The 18,934-nt window shown below is 34.8% G+C and carries 23 protein-coding genes; 22 read left to right on the plus strand and 1 reads right to left on the minus strand.

What is annotated here, in order from left to right:
* The first annotated feature begins 7 nt into the window (after positions 1-7).
* The 7 genes from A5816_RS03195 to A5816_RS03225 all read left to right on the plus strand — a co-directional run bounded on the left by A5816_RS03195 (position 8) and on the right by A5816_RS03225 (position 6,384).
* On the plus strand, positions 8-598 hold the full coding sequence (locus tag A5816_RS03195; RefSeq protein WP_086310690.1) for a hypothetical protein: 591 nt from the start codon (positions 8-10) through the stop codon (positions 596-598).
* A gap of 106 nt (positions 599-704) precedes the next feature.
* Positions 705-1,361 (plus strand): hypothetical protein, encoded by a 657-nt coding sequence (locus A5816_RS03200; RefSeq protein WP_086310691.1) that lies wholly within the window; start codon positions 705-707, stop codon positions 1,359-1,361.
* 63 nt (positions 1,362-1,424) lie between these two features.
* Entirely contained in the window at positions 1,425-1,649 is a 225-nt protein-coding gene (locus A5816_RS03205; protein ID WP_086310692.1) for a hypothetical protein, read from the plus strand.
* 42 nt (positions 1,650-1,691) lie between these two features.
* Positions 1,692-2,402 carry a phage terminase small subunit gene (gene terS / locus A5816_RS03210; protein ID WP_086310693.1) on the plus strand — a complete coding sequence of 237 codons (711 nt, stop codon included), beginning with the start codon at positions 1,692-1,694 and terminating at the stop codon, positions 2,400-2,402.
* Positions 2,368-3,693 (plus strand): PBSX family phage terminase large subunit, encoded by a 1,326-nt coding sequence (locus A5816_RS03215; protein ID WP_086310694.1) that lies wholly within the window; start codon positions 2,368-2,370, stop codon positions 3,691-3,693. Before terS ends, A5816_RS03215 begins: the two co-directional genes overlap by 35 nt.
* Complete coding sequence (locus tag A5816_RS03220; protein WP_086310695.1) at positions 3,687-5,246, plus strand: phage portal protein; 1,560 nt, start codon at positions 3,687-3,689, stop codon at positions 5,244-5,246. Before A5816_RS03215 ends, A5816_RS03220 begins: the two co-directional genes overlap by 7 nt.
* A 1-nt stretch (position 5,247) precedes the next feature.
* Complete coding sequence (locus A5816_RS03225; protein ID WP_086310696.1) at positions 5,248-6,384, plus strand: phage minor capsid protein; 1,137 nt, start codon at positions 5,248-5,250, stop codon at positions 6,382-6,384.
* Between the two features lie 13 nt (positions 6,385-6,397).
* Here the strand turns inward: A5816_RS03225 and A5816_RS03230 are convergent, their stop codons facing one another.
* On the minus strand, positions 6,398-6,778 hold the full coding sequence (locus A5816_RS03230) for a DUF2513 domain-containing protein (protein WP_086310697.1): 381 nt from the start codon (positions 6,776-6,778) through the stop codon (positions 6,398-6,400).
* Positions 6,779-6,890: 112 nt separating this feature from the next.
* Here A5816_RS03230 and A5816_RS03235 point away from each other — a divergent pair, with 112 nt between their 5' ends.
* From A5816_RS03235 to A5816_RS03305, 15 genes are all read left to right on the plus strand, one after another.
* Entirely contained in the window at positions 6,891-7,469 is a 579-nt protein-coding gene (locus A5816_RS03235) for a phage scaffolding protein (RefSeq protein ID WP_045172268.1), read from the plus strand.
* Positions 7,470-7,488: 19 nt separating this feature from the next.
* Positions 7,489-8,451 (plus strand): hypothetical protein, encoded by a 963-nt coding sequence (locus A5816_RS03240; protein WP_010738769.1) that lies wholly within the window; start codon positions 7,489-7,491, stop codon positions 8,449-8,451.
* On the plus strand, positions 8,441-8,797 hold the full coding sequence (locus tag A5816_RS16205; RefSeq protein ID WP_172891819.1) for a fibronectin type III domain-containing protein: 357 nt from the start codon (positions 8,441-8,443) through the stop codon (positions 8,795-8,797). Before A5816_RS03240 ends, A5816_RS16205 begins: the two co-directional genes overlap by 11 nt.
* Positions 8,797-9,156 (plus strand): hypothetical protein, encoded by a 360-nt coding sequence (locus A5816_RS03250; RefSeq protein ID WP_086310698.1) that lies wholly within the window; start codon positions 8,797-8,799, stop codon positions 9,154-9,156. The genes A5816_RS16205 and A5816_RS03250 overlap by 1 nt, the downstream gene beginning before the upstream one ends.
* 4 nt (positions 9,157-9,160) lie before the next feature.
* The gene (locus A5816_RS03255) at positions 9,161-9,562 is read left to right on the plus strand and encodes a hypothetical protein (RefSeq protein WP_086310699.1); all 402 of its coding nucleotides are present in this window, start codon (positions 9,161-9,163) and stop codon (positions 9,560-9,562) included.
* The gene (locus tag A5816_RS03260) at positions 9,559-9,906 is read left to right on the plus strand and encodes a putative minor capsid protein (RefSeq protein ID WP_010738765.1); all 348 of its coding nucleotides are present in this window, start codon (positions 9,559-9,561) and stop codon (positions 9,904-9,906) included. The genes A5816_RS03255 and A5816_RS03260 overlap by 4 nt, the downstream gene beginning before the upstream one ends.
* Complete coding sequence (locus tag A5816_RS03265) at positions 9,906-10,256, plus strand: minor capsid protein (protein WP_086310700.1); 351 nt, start codon at positions 9,906-9,908, stop codon at positions 10,254-10,256. The genes A5816_RS03260 and A5816_RS03265 overlap by 1 nt, the downstream gene beginning before the upstream one ends.
* The gene (locus A5816_RS03270; RefSeq protein ID WP_086310701.1) at positions 10,256-10,645 is read left to right on the plus strand and encodes a minor capsid protein; all 390 of its coding nucleotides are present in this window, start codon (positions 10,256-10,258) and stop codon (positions 10,643-10,645) included. Before A5816_RS03265 ends, A5816_RS03270 begins: the two co-directional genes overlap by 1 nt.
* Before the next feature lie 50 nt (positions 10,646-10,695).
* The gene (locus tag A5816_RS03275; RefSeq protein WP_086311162.1) at positions 10,696-11,205 is read left to right on the plus strand and encodes a phage tail tube protein; all 510 of its coding nucleotides are present in this window, start codon (positions 10,696-10,698) and stop codon (positions 11,203-11,205) included.
* Positions 11,205-11,462, plus strand: coding sequence for an Ig-like domain-containing protein (locus A5816_RS03280; RefSeq protein ID WP_179189708.1), 258 nt, complete (start codon positions 11,205-11,207; stop codon positions 11,460-11,462). The genes A5816_RS03275 and A5816_RS03280 overlap by 1 nt, the downstream gene beginning before the upstream one ends.
* A gap of 265 nt (positions 11,463-11,727) precedes the next feature.
* A complete protein-coding gene (locus A5816_RS16490) occupies positions 11,728-11,982 on the plus strand; it encodes an immunoglobulin-like domain-containing protein (protein WP_373404613.1) in 255 nt (84 codons plus the stop codon).
* Positions 11,983-12,032: 50 nt separating this feature from the next.
* Positions 12,033-12,461 carry a hypothetical protein gene (locus A5816_RS03290; RefSeq protein ID WP_086310704.1) on the plus strand — a complete coding sequence of 143 codons (429 nt, stop codon included), beginning with the start codon at positions 12,033-12,035 and terminating at the stop codon, positions 12,459-12,461.
* A gap of 5 nt (positions 12,462-12,466) precedes the next feature.
* Positions 12,467-13,087, plus strand: a complete 621-nt coding sequence (locus A5816_RS03295; protein ID WP_086310705.1) for a Gp15 family bacteriophage protein — start codon at positions 12,467-12,469, stop codon at positions 13,085-13,087.
* A gap of 18 nt (positions 13,088-13,105) precedes the next feature.
* On the plus strand, positions 13,106-18,115 hold the full coding sequence (locus A5816_RS03300; RefSeq protein ID WP_086310706.1) for a transglycosylase SLT domain-containing protein: 5,010 nt from the start codon (positions 13,106-13,108) through the stop codon (positions 18,113-18,115).
* Positions 18,105-18,932, plus strand: a complete 828-nt coding sequence (locus A5816_RS03305) for a phage tail family protein (RefSeq protein WP_086310707.1) — start codon at positions 18,105-18,107, stop codon at positions 18,930-18,932. Before A5816_RS03300 ends, A5816_RS03305 begins: the two co-directional genes overlap by 11 nt.
* Positions 18,933-18,934 lie beyond the last annotated feature (2 nt).

Below are 18,934 nucleotides of genomic sequence, written 5' to 3' on the forward strand. Positions count from 1 at the left end.
GTGATCGATGAACATAAAATTAATTAAGGTAGTTGAGCTAATGTTTTGGTTAGTAAGTTATTCACCTGTCTTTATGATCATCCTCTATAATTTTTTTATTAAAAGTAATAAAACAAGCAATCTAGTACAGGGTGCTTGTTTCATAATAATAATAATTATTACAGTTATTCTTTATAAAGTAACTTTATCTATATTTATGAAAATACAAATAAAAAAAATTAAAACTAATCAACAAAAAAAATTACTTAAACTTAGACATAAGGAATCGCTTTCGTTGGAACAGTACAGTTTTTTTATACTCTCATTAATGCTGCCCTTTATTTTTGAATCTACAGAATCTTTATTTGATTTATTATTAATATTATCTTTAGTTTGTGTAATAATTAGTGTAATGATAAAAATGGATCAAATTATTGTAAACCCAATTTTTTTATTCTCAAAAATTGGAATATATAAAGGGGAGATACAAATAATTGGGACAAATAAATCTAAAAAGGTGGCTTTTATCACAAATATTTCAGAAAATGATCTAGAGGATGAAGAGAATTTAAGATATCATGAATACTTCAATAATGTCTATTTGTTATTAAAAAATTAGACGTTATATTTGAATTTATTGAAAACAAAAGAGAAATATTATTTTGTTATATATTCGATCACTCGTTGAGTGGTCTTTTTTATTTTAGAAGAATGAAGGTTTTATAATGAGTAAATTATTGATTACTTCTTTTAAAGTACAATCTTATTATGATACATTTAAAGAACTAAAAGAAAAGAAGGTGCATAAAATGAATGAGCAAGCGAATGCTCAATTAATAGGATTAGCGGCAAATGTTGCAGAAATAGCAATTAGAAATACAGCTTCAACTATATCCGATAAAATTAGAGCTACAAGAGAAAAAAAAGATGATAAAGCTACTATAGCTCAGTTAGAAGAAATTATTAATGATTTGATAACTGATAAAAATCAGCTTTTGAGGGCTATAAAGATTTACGAAGATGAGTTTGTTGCTCAAAAACTTACTACTGATGATATTAGTTATATTACTAATAACATTATTCCAGCATTCAAAGATTTTGCCAGTGAACTTTCAGGTGAAGAATCCACCAAATTATTAGAAAGTCTTAATCCTTTAGAAAAGATTGTTACTATTGAGACATTAAATGTTTTACAATTGATAGGCTTTAACTTTAAAAGAGGTCTAGGTCAACCTTTAACAGAAAAATTGAAAAAAACAATTGAAGGTAATCAGGACCAAATAGAACTAAGTAAATTAGCAACCAAAAGAGATATTGAATATTTTAAAATTATTCAAGATCCTGAAGCTTATCAGCGATTTTTAATTGAAAAAAATGGATAAATACTATTAAAACCACTTCCTTAATTGAGTGGTTTTTTTATTTTAAATGAAGGAGGCTATATCATGAGAAACTACTGGTATCTATCACTAACAAATAAATACCCGCATCCAAATAATGATGATCCAGTGAGGGTTGTACAATCAGTCCAGATTAAAAAGAAATACTCCATCATTGAAATGACAAGAGAAGCTACGCCAAAAGAGATTGATAAATGCAAACTTGTTTATTGTGGTCATGGTTTCTATTCAGATAAACACATACAGGAAAATCTTTCAAAGTATGTGTAGATTACAAAACAAATGTTGCAAACAAGCGAGGTGGTGTCACATGTGAAGAAATACGAACTAGCTAAAGATGATTATGAAAAAGGGTTGAAGTATAGAGAAATAGCGGAAAAGTATGGTGTATCCATCAGCACAGTAAAGTCATGGAAATCCCGTTACTGGTCTCAAGAAAAGGTTGCAACCAAGGACGCAACCATACCTAATAACAGGGGAGCGCCTGACAGAAATAAAAACGCTGTAAAACATGGGCTTTTCGCCAATTGGTTACCTTCAGAAACGTTAGAAATTATGAATGAGGTTGCAACCTCTAAACCTGAGGATATCTTATGGAATAATATCATGATCCAGTACACGGCTATTATCAGAGCACAGAAAATCATGTATGTTTCTGGTTCAGATGATTTATCAAAAGAAGAAGTCGGATGGTCTTCAGGAAAAAACAGTAGTAGCGAAAGATATGGCTTGCAGTATGCTTGGGACAAACAAGCGAACTTTATGAATGCACAGTCTCGAGCAATGGGAACATTAGCTAGCTTGATTAGACAATTTGTCTCAATAGCTGATGAACATGATGAACGTAGAAAGAAACTAGAATTAATGGAGGTACAAGTCAATTTAGCAAAAGCACAATTGAATCAGTTAGATGATGGTTATGATTCGTCAGAAGAACAAACTGTAATTATTGATGACATTCCGTTAGTTGAAAGCGAGGCTGGTTCAAATGGCATTAATGGCCAAGAAACAAACTCAAATTAAGACTAAGGACTTGATTAACCCACATTTCTATAAAGTTTGGCATGCAAAGTGTCCTTATATTTTAATGAAAGGCGGACGTGGCTCTTTTAAATCATCTGTTATCAGTCTGAAATTAGCAACGGAAATGAAGAAGCACACACAAGCTAAGCACAAAGTAAATGTTGTCTGCATGATGAGTCAGCATAAGTATTTAAGAGATGCTGTTTATGAACAAATCAAGTGGGCACTTTCAATGTTAGGCATTTCAAAAGAATATAAGTTTCGTACTTCTCCTTTGCGAATCATTCATAAACGTACTGGCTCTAAGTTCTATTTTTATGGTGTTGATGATCCGTTAAAACTAAAATCAAATGCAATTGGTGATGTCATTGCTTTGTGGTATGAAGAAGCCGCAAATTTTGAAAGCGAAGAAGTATTTGACCAGACGAATGCAACCTTTATCCGTCAACGGTCACCATGGGTAGATCAAGTACAAGTTTACTATTCATGGAATCCACCCAAGAATCCATATGATTGGGTTAATGAATGGGTAGAGAAATGCATACGCCTAGATGATCATTTAGTGGACCACTCGACTTATAAAGATGATGAGTTAGGTTTTACGGATCCGCAACAATTAAAGCTGATAGAAACGTATAGAGAAAATGATGAAGATTACTATCGATGGCTTTACTTAGGCGAAGTGATTGGTCTGGGTACGCTCATCTATAACATGGATCATTTCCATCCGCTTGATGAGCTACCAGATGATGATTACATCGTTCAGATTTGTTTTTCAATCGATAGTGGACACCAAATATCAGCGACTACCTGTGGTTGCTACGCTATTACCAAAAAGAAAAATGTCATTTTATTAGATACTTATTATTATTCTCCTGAAGGAAAAGTAAATAAGAAGGCACCTGATGAGCTTTCTAAAGATTTGCATGATTTTATTGAGCGATGCCAAACAAAATACAATAAGTATGCCTACAAAATCACTATTGATTCGGCGGAAGGCGCTCTAAAAAATCAATACTATAAAGATTACAATGAGAGGTTTCATGCAGTAGCAAAAGCTAAAAAAGTGGATATGATCGATTATGTACAGAACCTCCTTGCACAAGGCAGGTTTTTTTATTTGGATACAGAAGCAAACAAAATATTTATTAAAGAGCATCGTGATTATCGATGGGATGAAGATACTTTACAGTCAGATGATCCAAAAGTTATCAAAGTTGGTGACCATACATGTGACCAGTTCCAATATTTTGTAAAAGATAATCTAAGTGATTTAGGACTGAAATGGTAGGTGAGAAAATGAGTATGATCCAGCGCATCAAAAACTTTTTTAAGAAAGGAGTGAAACGAATAGATATGAATTTGAATGGCAGAGAACTTGGTAAAATCACAGACCATCCTAAAATTGATATTGATCCATATGAGTATGAGAGAATCGCTGAAAATTTTCGTTATTATGCGAATAATTTCCCAGAAATTAAATATATAACCTCTTTTGGTAAAAAAAATAAACGCCCATTTAATCCGCTGAATGTAACCAAGACTGCAGCAAGAAGATTAGCGAGTATTATTTTTAATGAGAAATGCAAGATTGCTTTAAGGAATCCTGATGATGAAGAATCAGATAGTTTAAAAGAAGCAAATACGTTCTTGGCGAAAACACTGTATAACAATAATTTTTATAATCTTCTTGAACTGAATCTTGAAAAGGGAATTGCTTCTGGTGGATTTGCTATGCGTCCTTATATCGATGGGAATAAAATCAAAATCTCTTGGATTAGAGCAGATCAGTTTTATCCTTTGCGTTCTAACACAAATGAAATCAGCGAATGTGCAATTGCTACTAGGTCAGTTCAAACAGAAAATGATACAAATTATTACTACACGTTATTAGAATTCCATGAGTGGGTAGATGGTAAGTACATTATTTCTAATGAGCTTTATAAGTCAGAATTGGAAAGTTCTGTCGGTAAACAAGTACCATTAGAAACTTTATACCCTGATTTAGCAGAGGAAGTCATCTTAGAAGGATTGAGACGTCCTCTTTTTGTTTATTTCAGAACACCTGGTGCAAACAACAAATCTCTAGAAAGTCCGTTAGGTGTTGGAATCGTTGATAATGCAAAAGAAATCTTAGATACCATTAACAATACTCATGATCAATTTGCTTGGGAAATTCAAATGGGACAAAGGCGTGTTGTAGTTCCTGCTGAGTTTCTTAAAACGGATGAAGCCCATCCGCCAATGTTTGATAGTGATCAAAATGTATTTGTAGGGATGTATGGGGCAGAAAGTGCTGGAATAAAAGATATTACTACGGCAATACGAACAGTTCAGTATAAAGATGCCATTGATCATTGGATTAAAGAGTTTGAGGTACAAGTAGGGCTATCAGTTGGTTCAATGAGCTACGCTGATGATGGTTTAAAAACAGCAACTGAAATTGTCTCTAATAACTCAATGACGTATCAAACACGCTCTAGTTATTTGACAATGGTTGAAAAAGCCATTAATGAATTAGTACATTCGATTTTTGAATTGGCAGGTTATGCAGAACTTAATTCAACTGGAAAACCATTGTTTGAATTAAATTACGATGATTATAAAGTCGATATCAGTTTTGAAGATGGTATTTTTGTCAATCAAGATAAACAACAAGAAGATGATTTAAAAGCTGTGGTTGCTGGCGTGATGCCAAAGAAACAGTTTCTTATCCGTAATTACAATCTAAGTGATCAGGAATTAAAAGAATGGTTGGATGACTTGAAAGAGGAAATGCCTTCCCAAGATGCAGGAACAGATGAACGAAATGCACAAGCTGCTATGTATGATGTAGGTGATTGAGTTGATTACTCCAGATAATATGCAAAACCAAGCGGATGCTATCACGAACATTTATTCAGAATTAGAAGATCGTATCTTTGATTTAATCATCAAAATGATGTTAAAGAAAGACCTTAACAAAGTGAATAAAGAAAACGTGATGTTATGGCAGATACAGCAATTAAACTATATGGGCGTTTTGAACAAAAAGGTTATTAATCTACTGGCTTCCTATACTAACTCTACTCAAGGCCAAATAGAAAAGCTTATCAAAGATAATGGCATTCAAATTATCAATGAGATTGATCAGGAACTGGAAAGAATGGTACAAAAAAGCGTGCCGGTATCTGATGATGTCAATCAGATGTTGGACTCTTTCTTACATCAAACATTCTTAGACTTGAATAATAATATAAATCAGACGCTTATCACTACGAATTACAGCCAGAACTCAGCTATGAGAGCTTATCAGGCAATTCTTAAACAATCCACCCTAGAAACCTTAACAGGTCTCAAAACGCATGAACAAGCCGTAAGAGATAACGTCTATAAAATGGTGGATGAAGGAATTAAATCAGGATTCAAGGACAAAGCAGGACGTGAATGGACTCTTGAAACATACTCAAGAACTGTAATTGAAAGCACAACGCATCGAACATTTAACGATTTACGTCTGAAAAGAATGCAAGATTTTGATTGTGTAACTGCTCTAATGAGTAGCCATCTATCAGCTAGAAAAGCCTGTGCCGATATTCAAGGTGGATGGGTTCTCACAGTTCCTAAGTCCAAAGCACCACCAGAATTTCAGCATTTACCGTCTATTTATGATCATGGTTATGGTGAACCTTGGGGAACTCAAGGAACAAACTGTAAACATATTCTTTATCCTGGTAGACCAGATGTTAATACAAATAATCAGCCACAATATGATCCAGAAGAAGTACAAAGAAATGCTGAGATCCAGCAGAAACACAGAAGATTAGAGCGTGACATTCGTTATCAAAAGAAGCGTTTGTCTGCTGCAGAATCTTTAGGTGATGAAGTCATGCAGAAAAGATGCAAAGACATGATCCGTTTTAAACAAGGAAAGATTAGAGAATTAGTGAAAGAACATGATTTCCTTGTGCGGGATTATAGTCGTGAGAAAGCCTTAAACTAAAAACAACTCGGATTTAAATACCGAGCTGTTTTTGGATATATGCCAGAGCTACTTGTCCCATAATACTTATTGAGGCAGTTCCTACCAACGAAACTTTTTCTTTCACAACTTTCCAAACTTTTGGATCACGAATGTTTTCTAGATACTGATGACCTTCGTAAGTTGGAGATCCTATACACCACATGTAGGGTTTATCAGAAGCGTATTTGACCCATCCATTGATTAATTTAGCATCATCATCGCCCATTCTTGATATAGCGTAAATGATTTCATCTTGAGAATATTTTTCTCTTAAAGAAGATTCATTTATTTCATTTTGAAATGCGCTTTTTCTGAATGGCAAAGTTTCTGAATACAATAAAATATCTCTAATTAAATCAGGTTTTAATTCCATATATTTAGCTCCTTTCTATACAACAATTATATCGCCCTGAACATGGCGTTAAAAGGTTTATTTTTTATACTCTCGTGGTCGTTGCCACGTTAAATATTCGAAGGAGGACCAAATGAAAAGAGAACAATTAAAGGAACTAGGCTTATCAGATGAACAAATTGGCTCAGTCATGGCGTTACATGGAGCAACTGTTAATGAATTGAGTAGTAATGTTGCAGCTGCAGAGCAACAAGTAAATCAATACAAAGAGCAGTTAGATGCCAATCAAACAGAATTAGATAGCCTGAAAAAAGCAGCAGAAGGAAATGAAGAACTAACCACTCAATTGTCAGACCTTCAAGAAAAATACGATCAAGCAAAAGCTGATTCAGAAAGTAAGATTGCTGAAATCAAAAAAACATCCGCAATCGAACTAGCTCTTACTCAAGCAGGCGCTCGTAATATCAAGGCTGCCAAAGCTTTACTTGATAGTGAAAAGCTGGAATTAACAGATGAAGGAATCAAAGGATTAGACGAACAATTAAATACATTGAAGGAAAGTGACGGATATCTCTTTGAAGGAGAAACAACACCGCCACCAAATCCAGATCAGAAGAAAGCAACGTTTCAAGGCAATCCGTCAAACGCTGTCCCTCCTAATGATGAAACAGCGCAAATGATTGCTGCAATGACAAGCGACCTAGTTAAATAAAAGAAAGAAGGAATTTAAAATGCATAAAAATATTTTATCAATGAATCTGCAAATGTTTGCTGATAATGCAACTTTAAACTATGCAGAATCTTACCAACAAGCGCTACAAAAACGTTATTCAGAAAATGGAATTTTATATTCTCAAAAGCTTTGGAATTCCCCATCAAATAACCTGATCAAATGGGCAGGAGCAAAAACTGTTAAGCTTCCTAAACTATTAATTAAAAATGGACGGAAAGATCGAACACGCCGTTCGATTACAGGGGCTAGTGCCAACTACGAAAATCAATGGGAAACTTATGAATTAACAAATGAACGTTACTGGGATACATTGGTAGACCCTTCAGATATTGATGAAACGAACTATGTAACATCTATTGCCAATATCACCAAAGCTTATAATGATCTTGAAAAAATTCCTGAAAAAGACAAACAAATGTTTTCTTCTCTTTACACTTTGAAGAAAGCAAAAGATGGCGGTAAGGGAATCGTAGAACTGGAATTGACAACTGAAAATATTTTGACTCAATTTGATAAAATGATGACCGATATGGATGAAGCCGCAGTTCCAGCTGTTGGACGTTCTTTATATGTGACTCCAACTGTCAGCACTATTCTAAAAAATGCGCAAGGGTTACAACGTACGTTATCAGTACAAAATAACAACGGTGTGATTGATCGAGCAGTAAAACGTTTAGATGAAGTAACGATTGAACCAGCTGTTCCTTCTGCTTACATGAAAACTCTATACGATTTTACTACTGGTGCTGTTGCTGATCCAACTGCACAAACAATCCAAATGATGTTGATTCATATCCCTTGTATGTGTGCACCAGAAAAATACAGTTTTGTTGGTCTAGATAAACCATCTGCCTCAACTGCAGGTAACTACTTGTATTATGAACAATCATATGACGATGTCATTTTGTTTGAAACAAAAACGGATGGAGTATCATTTGTCGTAACACCATCTGCACCCTAATGCGCCCCAAAATCCAACAGGTAAATTTAATGGAGATGGATCAGTATCTGTCTCCTTTGATCCTGTGGAAGGGGCAAAATCATATGTTATCCATTACGCAAACGCTAATGAATCAGATCCACATAAAGCCAAAATGATGGGTTATAGTGAAACTAATAGTTGGACTTTGGCTGCAGAAAATGTTCCATCTTTAGTTGAAGGGGACAAATTTTATTTATACGTACAAACCTTTAACGAACTAGGAGAAGGCTCAAATGAAATAGAAAAAGCTGAGTTTTTAAATGAAAACAAACTTGGATCAGCTTGGAGTGAGCCGATTATTTTAACCAAGGGAGGATCTAATTAATGAAAGCTAAAAAAGCAAATCGAGTCGTTGAAGTTTTTACTGATACGGACAAAGAATTTTATAAAGCCCAAGGCTACGATATTGTAGAACTTGATGCATCAGGTAAAAAATATAATATTGTAGAATCGGCAACAGGTGGAAAAACTTACACAGTGGTTCAATACAACGCACTGCTTGATAAAAATAAGGCGTTGAAGAAAGAAGTTCAGGAACTGAAACAACAACTTCAGCAATTAGAAAACAAAGAAGAACCAGATCGGGAAACTTTGAAAAAAGAATTAGCTGACTTAGGCGTTGAGTTTGCGCCTAACACATCGACTGCTAAACTTGTTGATTTGTTGAATGAAGCTAAAGGCTAAAACTATGAGTTATTTAACGTACGAAGAGTATGAAAAGCTAGGTTTTAGTAAAATTCCTGATCAAAAAACTTTCGATGAATTAGAACCTTATGCTGAACGTCAGATTAATCGTTTGACTGCTGATTTCTACTTGAAAAACGACTTAATTCAAGATTCAAATGAATACAGGGTACAAAAATTTAAATTGGCAATGGCCATCCAAGTGGAATATCTGTTTTTAAATGGTGGGAAAACAACCTTACAAGAAATGCTTAGTGGTACACCAACTAGTGTCAGCATTGGAAGAATGCGAATTGAAGGTGCCAGTGTTGGTTCAGCCACATATGGTAGAACAATGGTTTCATCAGAAGCCTATGCAGAATTAATTTATACAGGACTTCTTTATCGAGGAGTGAATTACAAATGATTCCACAGATGCCAAAAGATTATTGTAATCAGTCCATCATTTTCAGACGAAAAAAAGGAATTGATAAATGGCAAAAGCCGATATTTGATGCTGAGGTTACAATTGAAAATATGATTTTTCAACCTCAAACGATTTATAGTGGTTCAAATAATAATAGAAAAGTGGTAGCTAATGCTATCGCTTTTTTATTTGCTGGAGTATCCACTCCATTTCCTGAAATCACAAAGGAACATGTAGGATCAGAAATCATATTTGAAGGTACAGCCTATACTTTGGTGACTATAGTAGATAATCGAAATCCTTTCAGCAACGAAGTTTATTCGTATGAATTGGAGGTTTTATAATGCTGCATATTGAAGTAGAAAAAAACGGTATAAACAGAAAACTGTCTGTTATGAACATACAAAAGGCTACTGTTTTTATGACTAATCAGATGCACATGGATATGAACTTGTATGCTCCAAAACGTCAAGGCCACCTTCGCAGTGATTCTTATGCACGGGAGAACCATATCATTTATACAGTTCCTTATGCCAAAGCTCAATTCAGAGGTTTGATAGTGACGAAGTCAGGGAAAATTGCGCTAATTAAAAATTACACAACTCCTGGTACAGGAAGAAGATGGGATTTGCGCGCAAAATCTAAGCATATCAATGCATGGCGAAAAGCTTTCGTTGAAGGAGGGAAACTTTAATGGATCTCTTAGAAAGATTAGCTGATTCGATTGATTCAGTAGAAGGAATGCCAATGCCTTGTGTAATTGGATTTCTAGATGGAGAAGACACCCTTTGTATCTATTCTCTTCCAGGAAGTAGAACAATAGAAGAATACTTTGATGGTACAAAAGAAAGAGAAATGCTTTTTGAAGTGGGATTTAATACAAAAGATCAAGAAAAAGCAAATCATACTTTGTGGCTCATTTCTAATCATTTAGATGAGCTCCCATCCTTAGAATCCAGCAATGAAAGTTTTAAATTTATTAGTTCAGAAATAAGTGATACTCCTTTTGCAAGTGAACAAGATAATGAGGGGCTATCTACTTATTTGTTAGATATAAAAATAAACGTGCATCAATTCAAATAATAGGAGGAAACATAATGAAAAATATGTCAAAAACAAATCAACAGCAATTTATGAAAATGCAGTTGCAATTTTTTGCAGGAGAAACAGGGACAGGTGAGGATACCCACAAAGAATTTCTATTGAACTTTAAAAATAAAGTAGAAATTGATGTTTTAGGTCACACAAGTTTGGATGAGATCGAACAAGCGAACTTCGCCGTTCTTGCAGCTGGAATCAGTACTATTACACCTGCAGCGGCAGATACCACTGATGCAACAGCATATTATGATGGCGAAGGTTTCACTGATTCGAGCGTAACAGGTAAAAATATTACTTTTGCTTTATCTGGACATCGAGTATTCGGAGATCCTGCACAAGATTATGTGGCAAAACATTTCTTGTCCATTGGCGATGAATTACGCACGCTTGCACGTTGGACAGATGCAAAAGGAAATAAAGTTCAATCTGTTGTTACTATGACAGCAATCGTTCCATTTGGTGGGGCTGCAAATGCAAAACAAACATTTAGCTTCACATTAGCATTCAACGGAAAGCCGGTCTTAGAAGAAGCGGGGGAGTAATTAGCCCCACAAGCGTAACGCTTAATAAAACAACGTTATCGCTTGTTGCTGGGGCAAATGAAACTCTTACAGCTAACGTTTTACCAGCAAATGCTACGAATAAAAATGTGACATGGTCATCTAGCGATTCAACCATAGCTACGGTTGATACCAAAGGGAAGGTTGTGGCTGTTAAAGCAGGAACAGCTACAATTACTGTAAAAACAGTAGATGGAGATAAAAGTGCTGATTGTGCATTAACTGTTACGACACCCTAAACCGCCCCAAAATCTGACGTTCGAATATGATGCAGAGAAAAAACAGGTTACTGTAACTGCGGACTGTCCAGATGGGGCGACGTCAGCAAAAGCATACAAAGATCATGTCGATTCTGGTGCAGCATATATCGTTGATAGCAAAATCACAAAGACATTTAGTGATATTAAAGATGGCGTCTCTCATATTTACGGCTTAAGTGCTATATATAGCGGTGTAGAGTCAGCTGTTACAGAAAAAGAATATACGGCTATTGTCGAAACCAAAATCTTAACTGTAGATGAATATGTACCAGGTACCAGTACATGGGTAACTGGTACATATCAAGGGACACTGGTGGAAAAAGTAGGTTTATATATTAATGGCGAGCGAATCTATTCTGTGCCTATTGGACAAGCTCAACCACCGAACTTTGAATATTACAGGAAAGATTTGAAAGCTACAGATGCCGTGAAAGTCTACATTGCTGACAAAGACGATAAAGAACTAGATCAAGCAGATGTACCAATCAAACAAGAATAAAGTGAAAGAAGGATGAGACAAATCATCCTTCTTTTTTAGGAGGAAAAACAATGGCAATTAACAATGTAATTGACTTAGATGCAAAATTATCTTTAGAGAAAAATATTCAAATTGCAGGGAAAAAATATACTGTTGTGATTTCTGACGAAATCGATCAAATATTAACAAATCTCAATATTGAGATTCCTGCTCAGTTAGAAACGATGCAAGAACGTGTGGAAAAAATAGAAGATGCCGGCAGTGAGAAGTACAAGAAGTTTGTACAAAAAGAAACAGTAAATATGCGAGATCAATCTATTGAAACACTTGATCAAATTTTAGGAAAAGGCGAAGGAAATCGAATTTATCAACACTATAACTGTAGTACCAAAGCTTTATTTGTAATTATTAATTTATTGCAGGAAGAATTTAGAAATATTATGGTCGAAAGAAAAAAGACCGCCGATAAATATTATAAAAACAAACATAAAAAGAAGTGAGTTAAATGTTTGATTTGGTTGAGGATTTAGAAAACACACTAATCATTGAAGGAGAAGAATATAAATTTGATCTTTCGTTTGATGTAGTAATTAAATTCTATGAATTGTTGGAAGATAAAAATTTAAAATCGTTTGAAAAAATTAATAAAGCTTTTGATTTATTTTATTTTGACAATAAATCTCCAGTTAGTAATTTTACTTTTGAACAGAAGCAATCAGCAATCGAAGAAATAAGCAATTATATACAAAAAAGTCCATATGGAAATAACGATAGTGATCAGGAGTCTGGAGATACTGTGCCAGAAAAACTTTATTCTTATTCTCAAGATGCTGGAGCGATCTATTCTTCATTTTTAGCGGATTACGGCATCGATTTATTAAAAGAAAAAGGGCGAATGCACTTCATCACGTTTAAAACTCTTTTATTTGGATTAAGCGAAAATACTCATTTTCAACGAATTTTATCTATTCGTTCTAGAAGTATTAATGGATTAGAAGGCGAGGCGCTTACGAATCTATTAGAATTACAAGGATATTATGCCCTCGACTCAGAAAAAACAGTAAATAATTTAGATGATCAGCTAGGAAGTATCTTTGAAATGCTAGCTGCTCAAGCAAAAAAGTAGAAAGGAGGTAATTAAAGAATGTCTGCAGATGCGACGATAAATATTGATGTTATGCTCTCAAATTTGCCAAAGTTCAAAAATGACGTTTCTTTAATTGATGATATTTTATCACGATTAGGTATTAATACTGGTGATAAAATGGATGAATCTTTTAAGCAAGGAACAGATAAAATTCAAAAACAAGCAGAAGAAACAAAACAAAAGATTGATGAAACAATTGGAAAGAAGACCGAAACAAAAGTCATTTTAGACGATAACGAATTGTTGAAAGATATCGAGAAAGTAAAAGGTAATTTGGAAGACATTCCTGAAAAAATAAGTACAAAAGTATCCGCTCAAGTTGATGACCAAGAACTTAAAATTCTAGAAGATGACCTAGTTAGTATTCCTTCTAAAACTGAAACAAGAGTAGAAGCAGATACAAGTTCAGCGGTTAGGAACATTGAAAAATTAGAAGAAACTACAGATGAAGCATCAGAAGGGTTTTCTAATTTGCAAGAAATTATTGCAGGTACTTTTATAGGTGAACAAGCTTCAAAAGGATTCGATGCTTTTAAAGAATCATCTTTCAACGTCATTGATCGTGTCACTGATCTTCAAGATGCTAGTAATAAATTGACTAATACATTGGGATTAAATGCGGATCAAACTAACAAATATCGTGATGTTATTAATGATTTTTATAATACTGGTTTTGTAGAATCAATGGACGAAGCTGTTGAAATAGTGGGTTCAGTGAATACACAACTTGGTGATATGCCAGCAGATAAGTTAAAAGAAATATCCCAATATGCGTCTATTTTACAAGATCAGTTTGGTATGGATTTAAATGAATCGTTAAGGGGTATTAATTCCTTGATGACAAATTTTGGTATGTCTTCTGATGAAGCTTTTGATTACATGGTTAAAGGCGCACAAGTTGGTCTAGATAAAACTGACGAACTAGGTGATAACCTAGCAGAATATGGACAAATTTGGTCACAAGCAGGTTTCGATGCCAAAAGTATGTTTTCTATTTTAGATAATGGGCTAAAATCAGGGGCTTACAATCTAGATAAAGTAAACGATTTTGTTAAAGAGTTTACTATTTCTTTGAATGACGGTCGCATCGAAGAGAACTTGGGAAGCTTTTCTAAAGGTACGCAAAAAATATTTAAAGAGTTTAAGAATGGAAAGGCAACTGCTAGCGATGTTTTTCAAAATATCATTAGTGATCTAAAAAATACAAAAAATCAGCAAGAAAAATTAACAACAGCATCAACGATTTGGTCAGCACTTGGTGAAGATAACGCAATGAAAGTAATTGAAAGTTTAGGAAATGTAAATGATACATTCGATAATGTATCTGGAACAGCTAAAAAAACAAAAGAAAATACAGAACAAACTTTCAGTGTACGTTTGAGAAGTGATATTCGAAAAATCACTGACGAGCTGACACCTATGGGCAACAAACTTCTTGATTTAGCAGAAAAAAAACTCCCTAAGCTATCTAATACTGGAAAGAATGTTTTCGGTGATGTATATAACGTTTTAGATAAAACTTTCTCCTATTTAACTAATCATAGTGATGATTTAGTAGAGATTGGTGAAAATGTCAAAGAAATAGGGAAAACTTTTCTCTCAGGTGCATGGGAAGAGGGTAAAAAATTATTTTTTGATATCGCTGATCTTTTTGGATTGGTTGATGATAAATCTAAAGCATTAAAAGATCCACTAGGCGCTATAAATGAAATCATAGGAAAAATAGCAAAACATAAAGATGAAATAGAGTTGTTCGGAAAAGCATTAGTCGTGATGTTTGCTGTTAAAAAAGGCTATGAATTTATAACCATGTTAAAAGAAGCTAGAAAAACCTTATTAGAATTAACTGCCGTCGAAAAAGTCACTGATTTTTTGAGTGGAGGTGGTTTTTCCTTTGGCAAAAAATCAGCTGGAAAAAACATAGCTGGAACTGAGATAGCTCAAACTATAGTTCCAAAATCTGGTACGGGTATCACGGATGAAGTAGTTGAATCTGTTTCAAAATTGGGCGGTTTAGCTAAACTAAGTAAGGGAATAAGTAAAGTTTTGCCTTTTATAGGAGTATTAGCAAGTGCGACTGAATTATTAGGAAAAGGTTCTACGTCTTCAAAACTAGGGGCTTTTGGTGGTTCTTTAGGCGGAAGTGCGGCAGGAGCAGCTATTGGAACTGCTATTTTACCAGGAATTGGAACTGCAATTGGTGCAGGATTGGGTGGACTTGGCGGAACTGAATTAGGTAAAAATCTAGGGAAAGATATTGGCAAAGGATTTAAAAGCTATGCACCTAATTTAACGAACCTTTTGGGAGATATAGGACATGACATAACTAAGAAATTTAACAAAAATGTAGGTTCCAATGCCAAAGAGCTTTCTAAAACTTACACCAAAGAGATGGAAAAACTTAATAAGATAGCTCTTAAAACACCGAAGGGTGATAAAGAATTAAAGAATCAGAAAGCCAAAACGCTTGAAATATTCAAAGATATGTCAGACTCTATACAAAAATATTATAAAAAGAAAGAAAAATCATCTAAAAGTGATTATGATTATTTCGTCAAAAACGGATTAATGACTCAAAAAGAAGCTGACAAAGCCCTAACTAAACAAAAGAAAAATGATGATAAACAGAAAAAGAATCATCAAAAAACTCTCGAGGATATGCAAGTTTATTCTGATAAGCATTATGCCAATTTGGAAAAAATTGAAAAAGGTGGTACCAAAGAACTCCAAGATATCGCAAAAAAATATGGAAAAGATAGCAAAAAGTACAAGAAAGAATTGAACAAAGAGTTAGAAGAAGAGCAAGAAAATTATGCGAAAAACATGAGTAAAGCGCAGTCTAAGTTGAACGAGCAAATTAGCAAAGAAACGAAAATAGCTTCAGGAAAACAGCTAGATATTTTGCAGGATTTGAAAGATCATAAAGGCAAACTCTCTCATGAAGAAATGAAAACTGCTATCTTAAATTCTAAAGAACAACGTGACACGATCATTAAAGATGCCAAAAAAACAGCAAATGATTCAATAAGTGCCGCTGATAAAAAATATAAAGAAACTGTTGAAAAAGCAGACAAAGAACGCTATGAAAATGGCACTATGTCCAAGAAGCAGTATGATGAGGTTGTGAAACAAGCAAAGAAAGAGCGAGATGATGCTGTCGCAGCTGCTACTGAGAAAAGGGATAAATCAATAAAGAAAGCCCAAGAAACCCATAAAGAAGTAGTAGATCAAGCAACCCAACAAGCCGGAGAACATAAAGGTGCTGTTGATGGTGAAACAGGTGAAGTTGTAGGTTCTTGGGATGAAATGAAAACAAACATGGGATCCATTGTTGAAGGTGTCGCACACGGTATTGGCCATTTGATACATGCATTGAACAAAGATTGGGGAAACGACCTTATTAAGTTCAAATTTGGTGCTCATGCAAAAGGTTCTAGTGGATTGACCGAAGACGAAATTGCTCTGGTTGGGGAAGAAGGATTCGAGCTTGCTCATCATCCATCTAAAGGTATTTTCCCTGTTGGTGTTAGCGGTCCAGAAATTCGTCCTCTGCAAGCTGGTACTTCAATCTTACCCCATCATATGTCTAAAGAATTCTTGGCAATGACAAAGGGGCTACCCGCACACAAAGACGGTGTTTGGGGTACTATCACAAATGTGTTTGATTGGGTTAAAGATAAAGCTAAAGATGTATGGTCTTTCGTTTCAGATGGTGCCGGCAAAGCTTATGATACGATTGCTGATAAACTCGGTGTCTCTGACTTTTTAGATAACCTTGGTGATTCAGCTGAATATAAAGTTGCTGCAGGTGGTATCTCCAATATAAAAGATAAGATTATCGAATACGCACAAAACTTCTTTGATAAGTTTAATGAAGAAAATGGAGGCGGCAGTTTCGATGGTGCAATGGCAGATAATGTCTATAAATATTTAGTAGATATTGCAAACCAAGCCGTTAGGAAATTCGGTATGAGCGGGATTACTTCAGGTTACCGACCAGGAGATCCATATTGGCATGGGAAGCATCAAGCGATTGATATTGCTTATCCATCAAGTATGAATGGTTCAAGCAAATATTTTGATCCTGCAAACTGGGTATTTGAGAATTTTGCCGATAAAGTTGGATATGTTATCACACAAGGGAAAGTGCGTGATAGAACTGGACAATCAGGTCAACCAGCAACTGGTTCATGGGAACCATGGCCAGATAATGATCATTACGACCATTTGCATATCACTGGTAAATTAGGATCAGGAGATATTTTCAAAGCAGGAGGCGGTAGTTCTCCAGCTGGTTCGGGGGCAGAAAGATGGCGAAGCCAAGTAATTGAAGCTGCAAAAATGGTCGGATTTCCAACAGATAAAGGGCATATAGACAGAATCATTAGTCAGATTCAAACAGAATCAGGCGGAAATGAGAAAGCTGTTCAAGGTGGTTATACAGATATTAATACCATTACTGGAGACTTAGCAAAGGGATTGATGCAAACAATTAGTGCTACTTTCAATGCTTATAAGATGCCAGGTCATGGCAATATTTTTAATGGATATGATAATATCTTAGCCGGCTTAAGATATATCATGGCTCGATATGGAACAGGTGCTGGCTTCTTTGCAAATATCGGAATGGGACATGGTTATGCTGACGGTGGAGAAATAAATGGTCCTGAATTAGCATGGATTGGGGAAGACCCTGCTTATCCAAAAGAATTTATGATAAATCCTGCTAAACCTTCTGCAGATGACTTGATTATAAAAGCAATCCGCTCGAGGGAACAATTTAGACCTGCTTCAGCAAATAATGTATCAAGCAATTCGAGTGGATTTTTAATAAGCGAAATTTCAGAAAGTTCACTTCAGAAGTTGTCTCAAGCTCTGAATAATCGTCCAGTTAAGGTAATTAGTCATCTAGACGGTAAGAAAGTCAGCCAAAGCGTAGATGAATATACTGGTTCGTCATTAGCAAGAAAACTATATACGAGAGGAAAGAATTTTAATGGAAGATAGAACATCAGTATTCCTTCAATTTAGTACAGGTAAATTTGACTTACTAGCAAATTATCGAATCAAGATTATTGATATTAATATTGGTATGCCTGTACCGAAAAACGAATTTTCTTCTTATGCAGGTTCAGTAGGACAAAAGCTGCTGACACACTCATTTGATTCCTTTCCTATTACTCTTGAATTTGATTATTTTGCAGACAATCTGAATGACCTTATTTTGACTGAAACAGAATTGAGAGAACTATTTAATAAAGAAGCTGAATACTACTTTATCTATACGAAAGAACCTGGTAAAAGATACCCAGTGATTGTTGAGAGTATGACTGTAACCAAAAAGGCATATTTTAAAGGAAATTGTGTTGTATCATTTTCCGCCTATAAAGGATATTCTGAATCAATTGCAACGACTTTATCTGATTTCAGTTTGGATGAGGATTGGCAGTTTTCTCAAGGTCTAGTTTCTGAAGACTTTAGCTATACACACAATACTAGTTTCTTTAAGATTTTTAATGCTGGCAGTTTTGAAATTGATCCGAGAGAGTCAGATTTACGTATTACCCTCGAAGGAGAATCAGAAGGAAATGCGACTATTTTCAACAAGACCACAGGCGATCGTTTCATTTATTATCCTTCTCTCTCAACTAATTTAGGGCAGACGTTAGTTTTGGATGGTGTATACCCAAAATTGAATGGTGTAAGTTGTGGTATTGATACAAACCATGGACTAATCACTTTAGCTGAAGGGGTCAATGAAATCGAAATTCAAAATATTACTAGAGTGAAATCTTCTTGGGATTTCCGTTTCTTGTATAAGTAGGT

The organism is Enterococcus sp. 3G1_DIV0629 (assembly GCF_002141285.1).
GTDB lineage: Bacteria > Bacillota > Bacilli > Lactobacillales > Enterococcaceae > Enterococcus_B > Enterococcus_B lactis.

Coding starts and splice junctions, on each gene's coding strand:
- A5816_RS03195 (WP_086310690.1), top strand. CDS start 8: ATGAACATAAAATTAATTAAGGTAGTTGAGCTAATGTTTTGGTTAGTA.
- A5816_RS03200 (WP_086310691.1), top strand. CDS start 705: ATGAGTAAATTATTGATTACTTCTTTTAAAGTACAATCTTATTATGAT.
- A5816_RS03205 (WP_086310692.1), top strand. CDS start 1,425: ATGAGAAACTACTGGTATCTATCACTAACAAATAAATACCCGCATCCA.
- A5816_RS03215 (WP_086310694.1), top strand. CDS start 2,368: ATGGCATTAATGGCCAAGAAACAAACTCAAATTAAGACTAAGGACTTG.
- A5816_RS03220 (WP_086310695.1), top strand. CDS start 3,687: ATGGTAGGTGAGAAAATGAGTATGATCCAGCGCATCAAAAACTTTTTT.
- A5816_RS03230 (WP_086310697.1), bottom strand. CDS start 6,778: ATGGAATTAAAACCTGATTTAATTAGAGATATTTTATTGTATTCAGAA.
- A5816_RS03235 (WP_045172268.1), top strand. CDS start 6,891: ATGAAAAGAGAACAATTAAAGGAACTAGGCTTATCAGATGAACAAATT.
- A5816_RS03240 (WP_010738769.1), top strand. CDS start 7,489: ATGCATAAAAATATTTTATCAATGAATCTGCAAATGTTTGCTGATAAT.
- A5816_RS03250 (WP_086310698.1), top strand. CDS start 8,797: ATGAAAGCTAAAAAAGCAAATCGAGTCGTTGAAGTTTTTACTGATACG.
- A5816_RS03255 (WP_086310699.1), top strand. CDS start 9,161: ATGAGTTATTTAACGTACGAAGAGTATGAAAAGCTAGGTTTTAGTAAA.
- A5816_RS03260 (WP_010738765.1), top strand. CDS start 9,559: ATGATTCCACAGATGCCAAAAGATTATTGTAATCAGTCCATCATTTTC.
- A5816_RS03265 (WP_086310700.1), top strand. CDS start 9,906: ATGCTGCATATTGAAGTAGAAAAAAACGGTATAAACAGAAAACTGTCT.
- A5816_RS03270 (WP_086310701.1), top strand. CDS start 10,256: ATGGATCTCTTAGAAAGATTAGCTGATTCGATTGATTCAGTAGAAGGA.
- A5816_RS03275 (WP_086311162.1), top strand. CDS start 10,696: ATGAAAATGCAGTTGCAATTTTTTGCAGGAGAAACAGGGACAGGTGAG.
- A5816_RS03290 (WP_086310704.1), top strand. CDS start 12,033: ATGGCAATTAACAATGTAATTGACTTAGATGCAAAATTATCTTTAGAG.
- A5816_RS03295 (WP_086310705.1), top strand. CDS start 12,467: ATGTTTGATTTGGTTGAGGATTTAGAAAACACACTAATCATTGAAGGA.
- A5816_RS03300 (WP_086310706.1), top strand. CDS start 13,106: ATGTCTGCAGATGCGACGATAAATATTGATGTTATGCTCTCAAATTTG.
- A5816_RS03305 (WP_086310707.1), top strand. CDS start 18,105: ATGGAAGATAGAACATCAGTATTCCTTCAATTTAGTACAGGTAAATTT.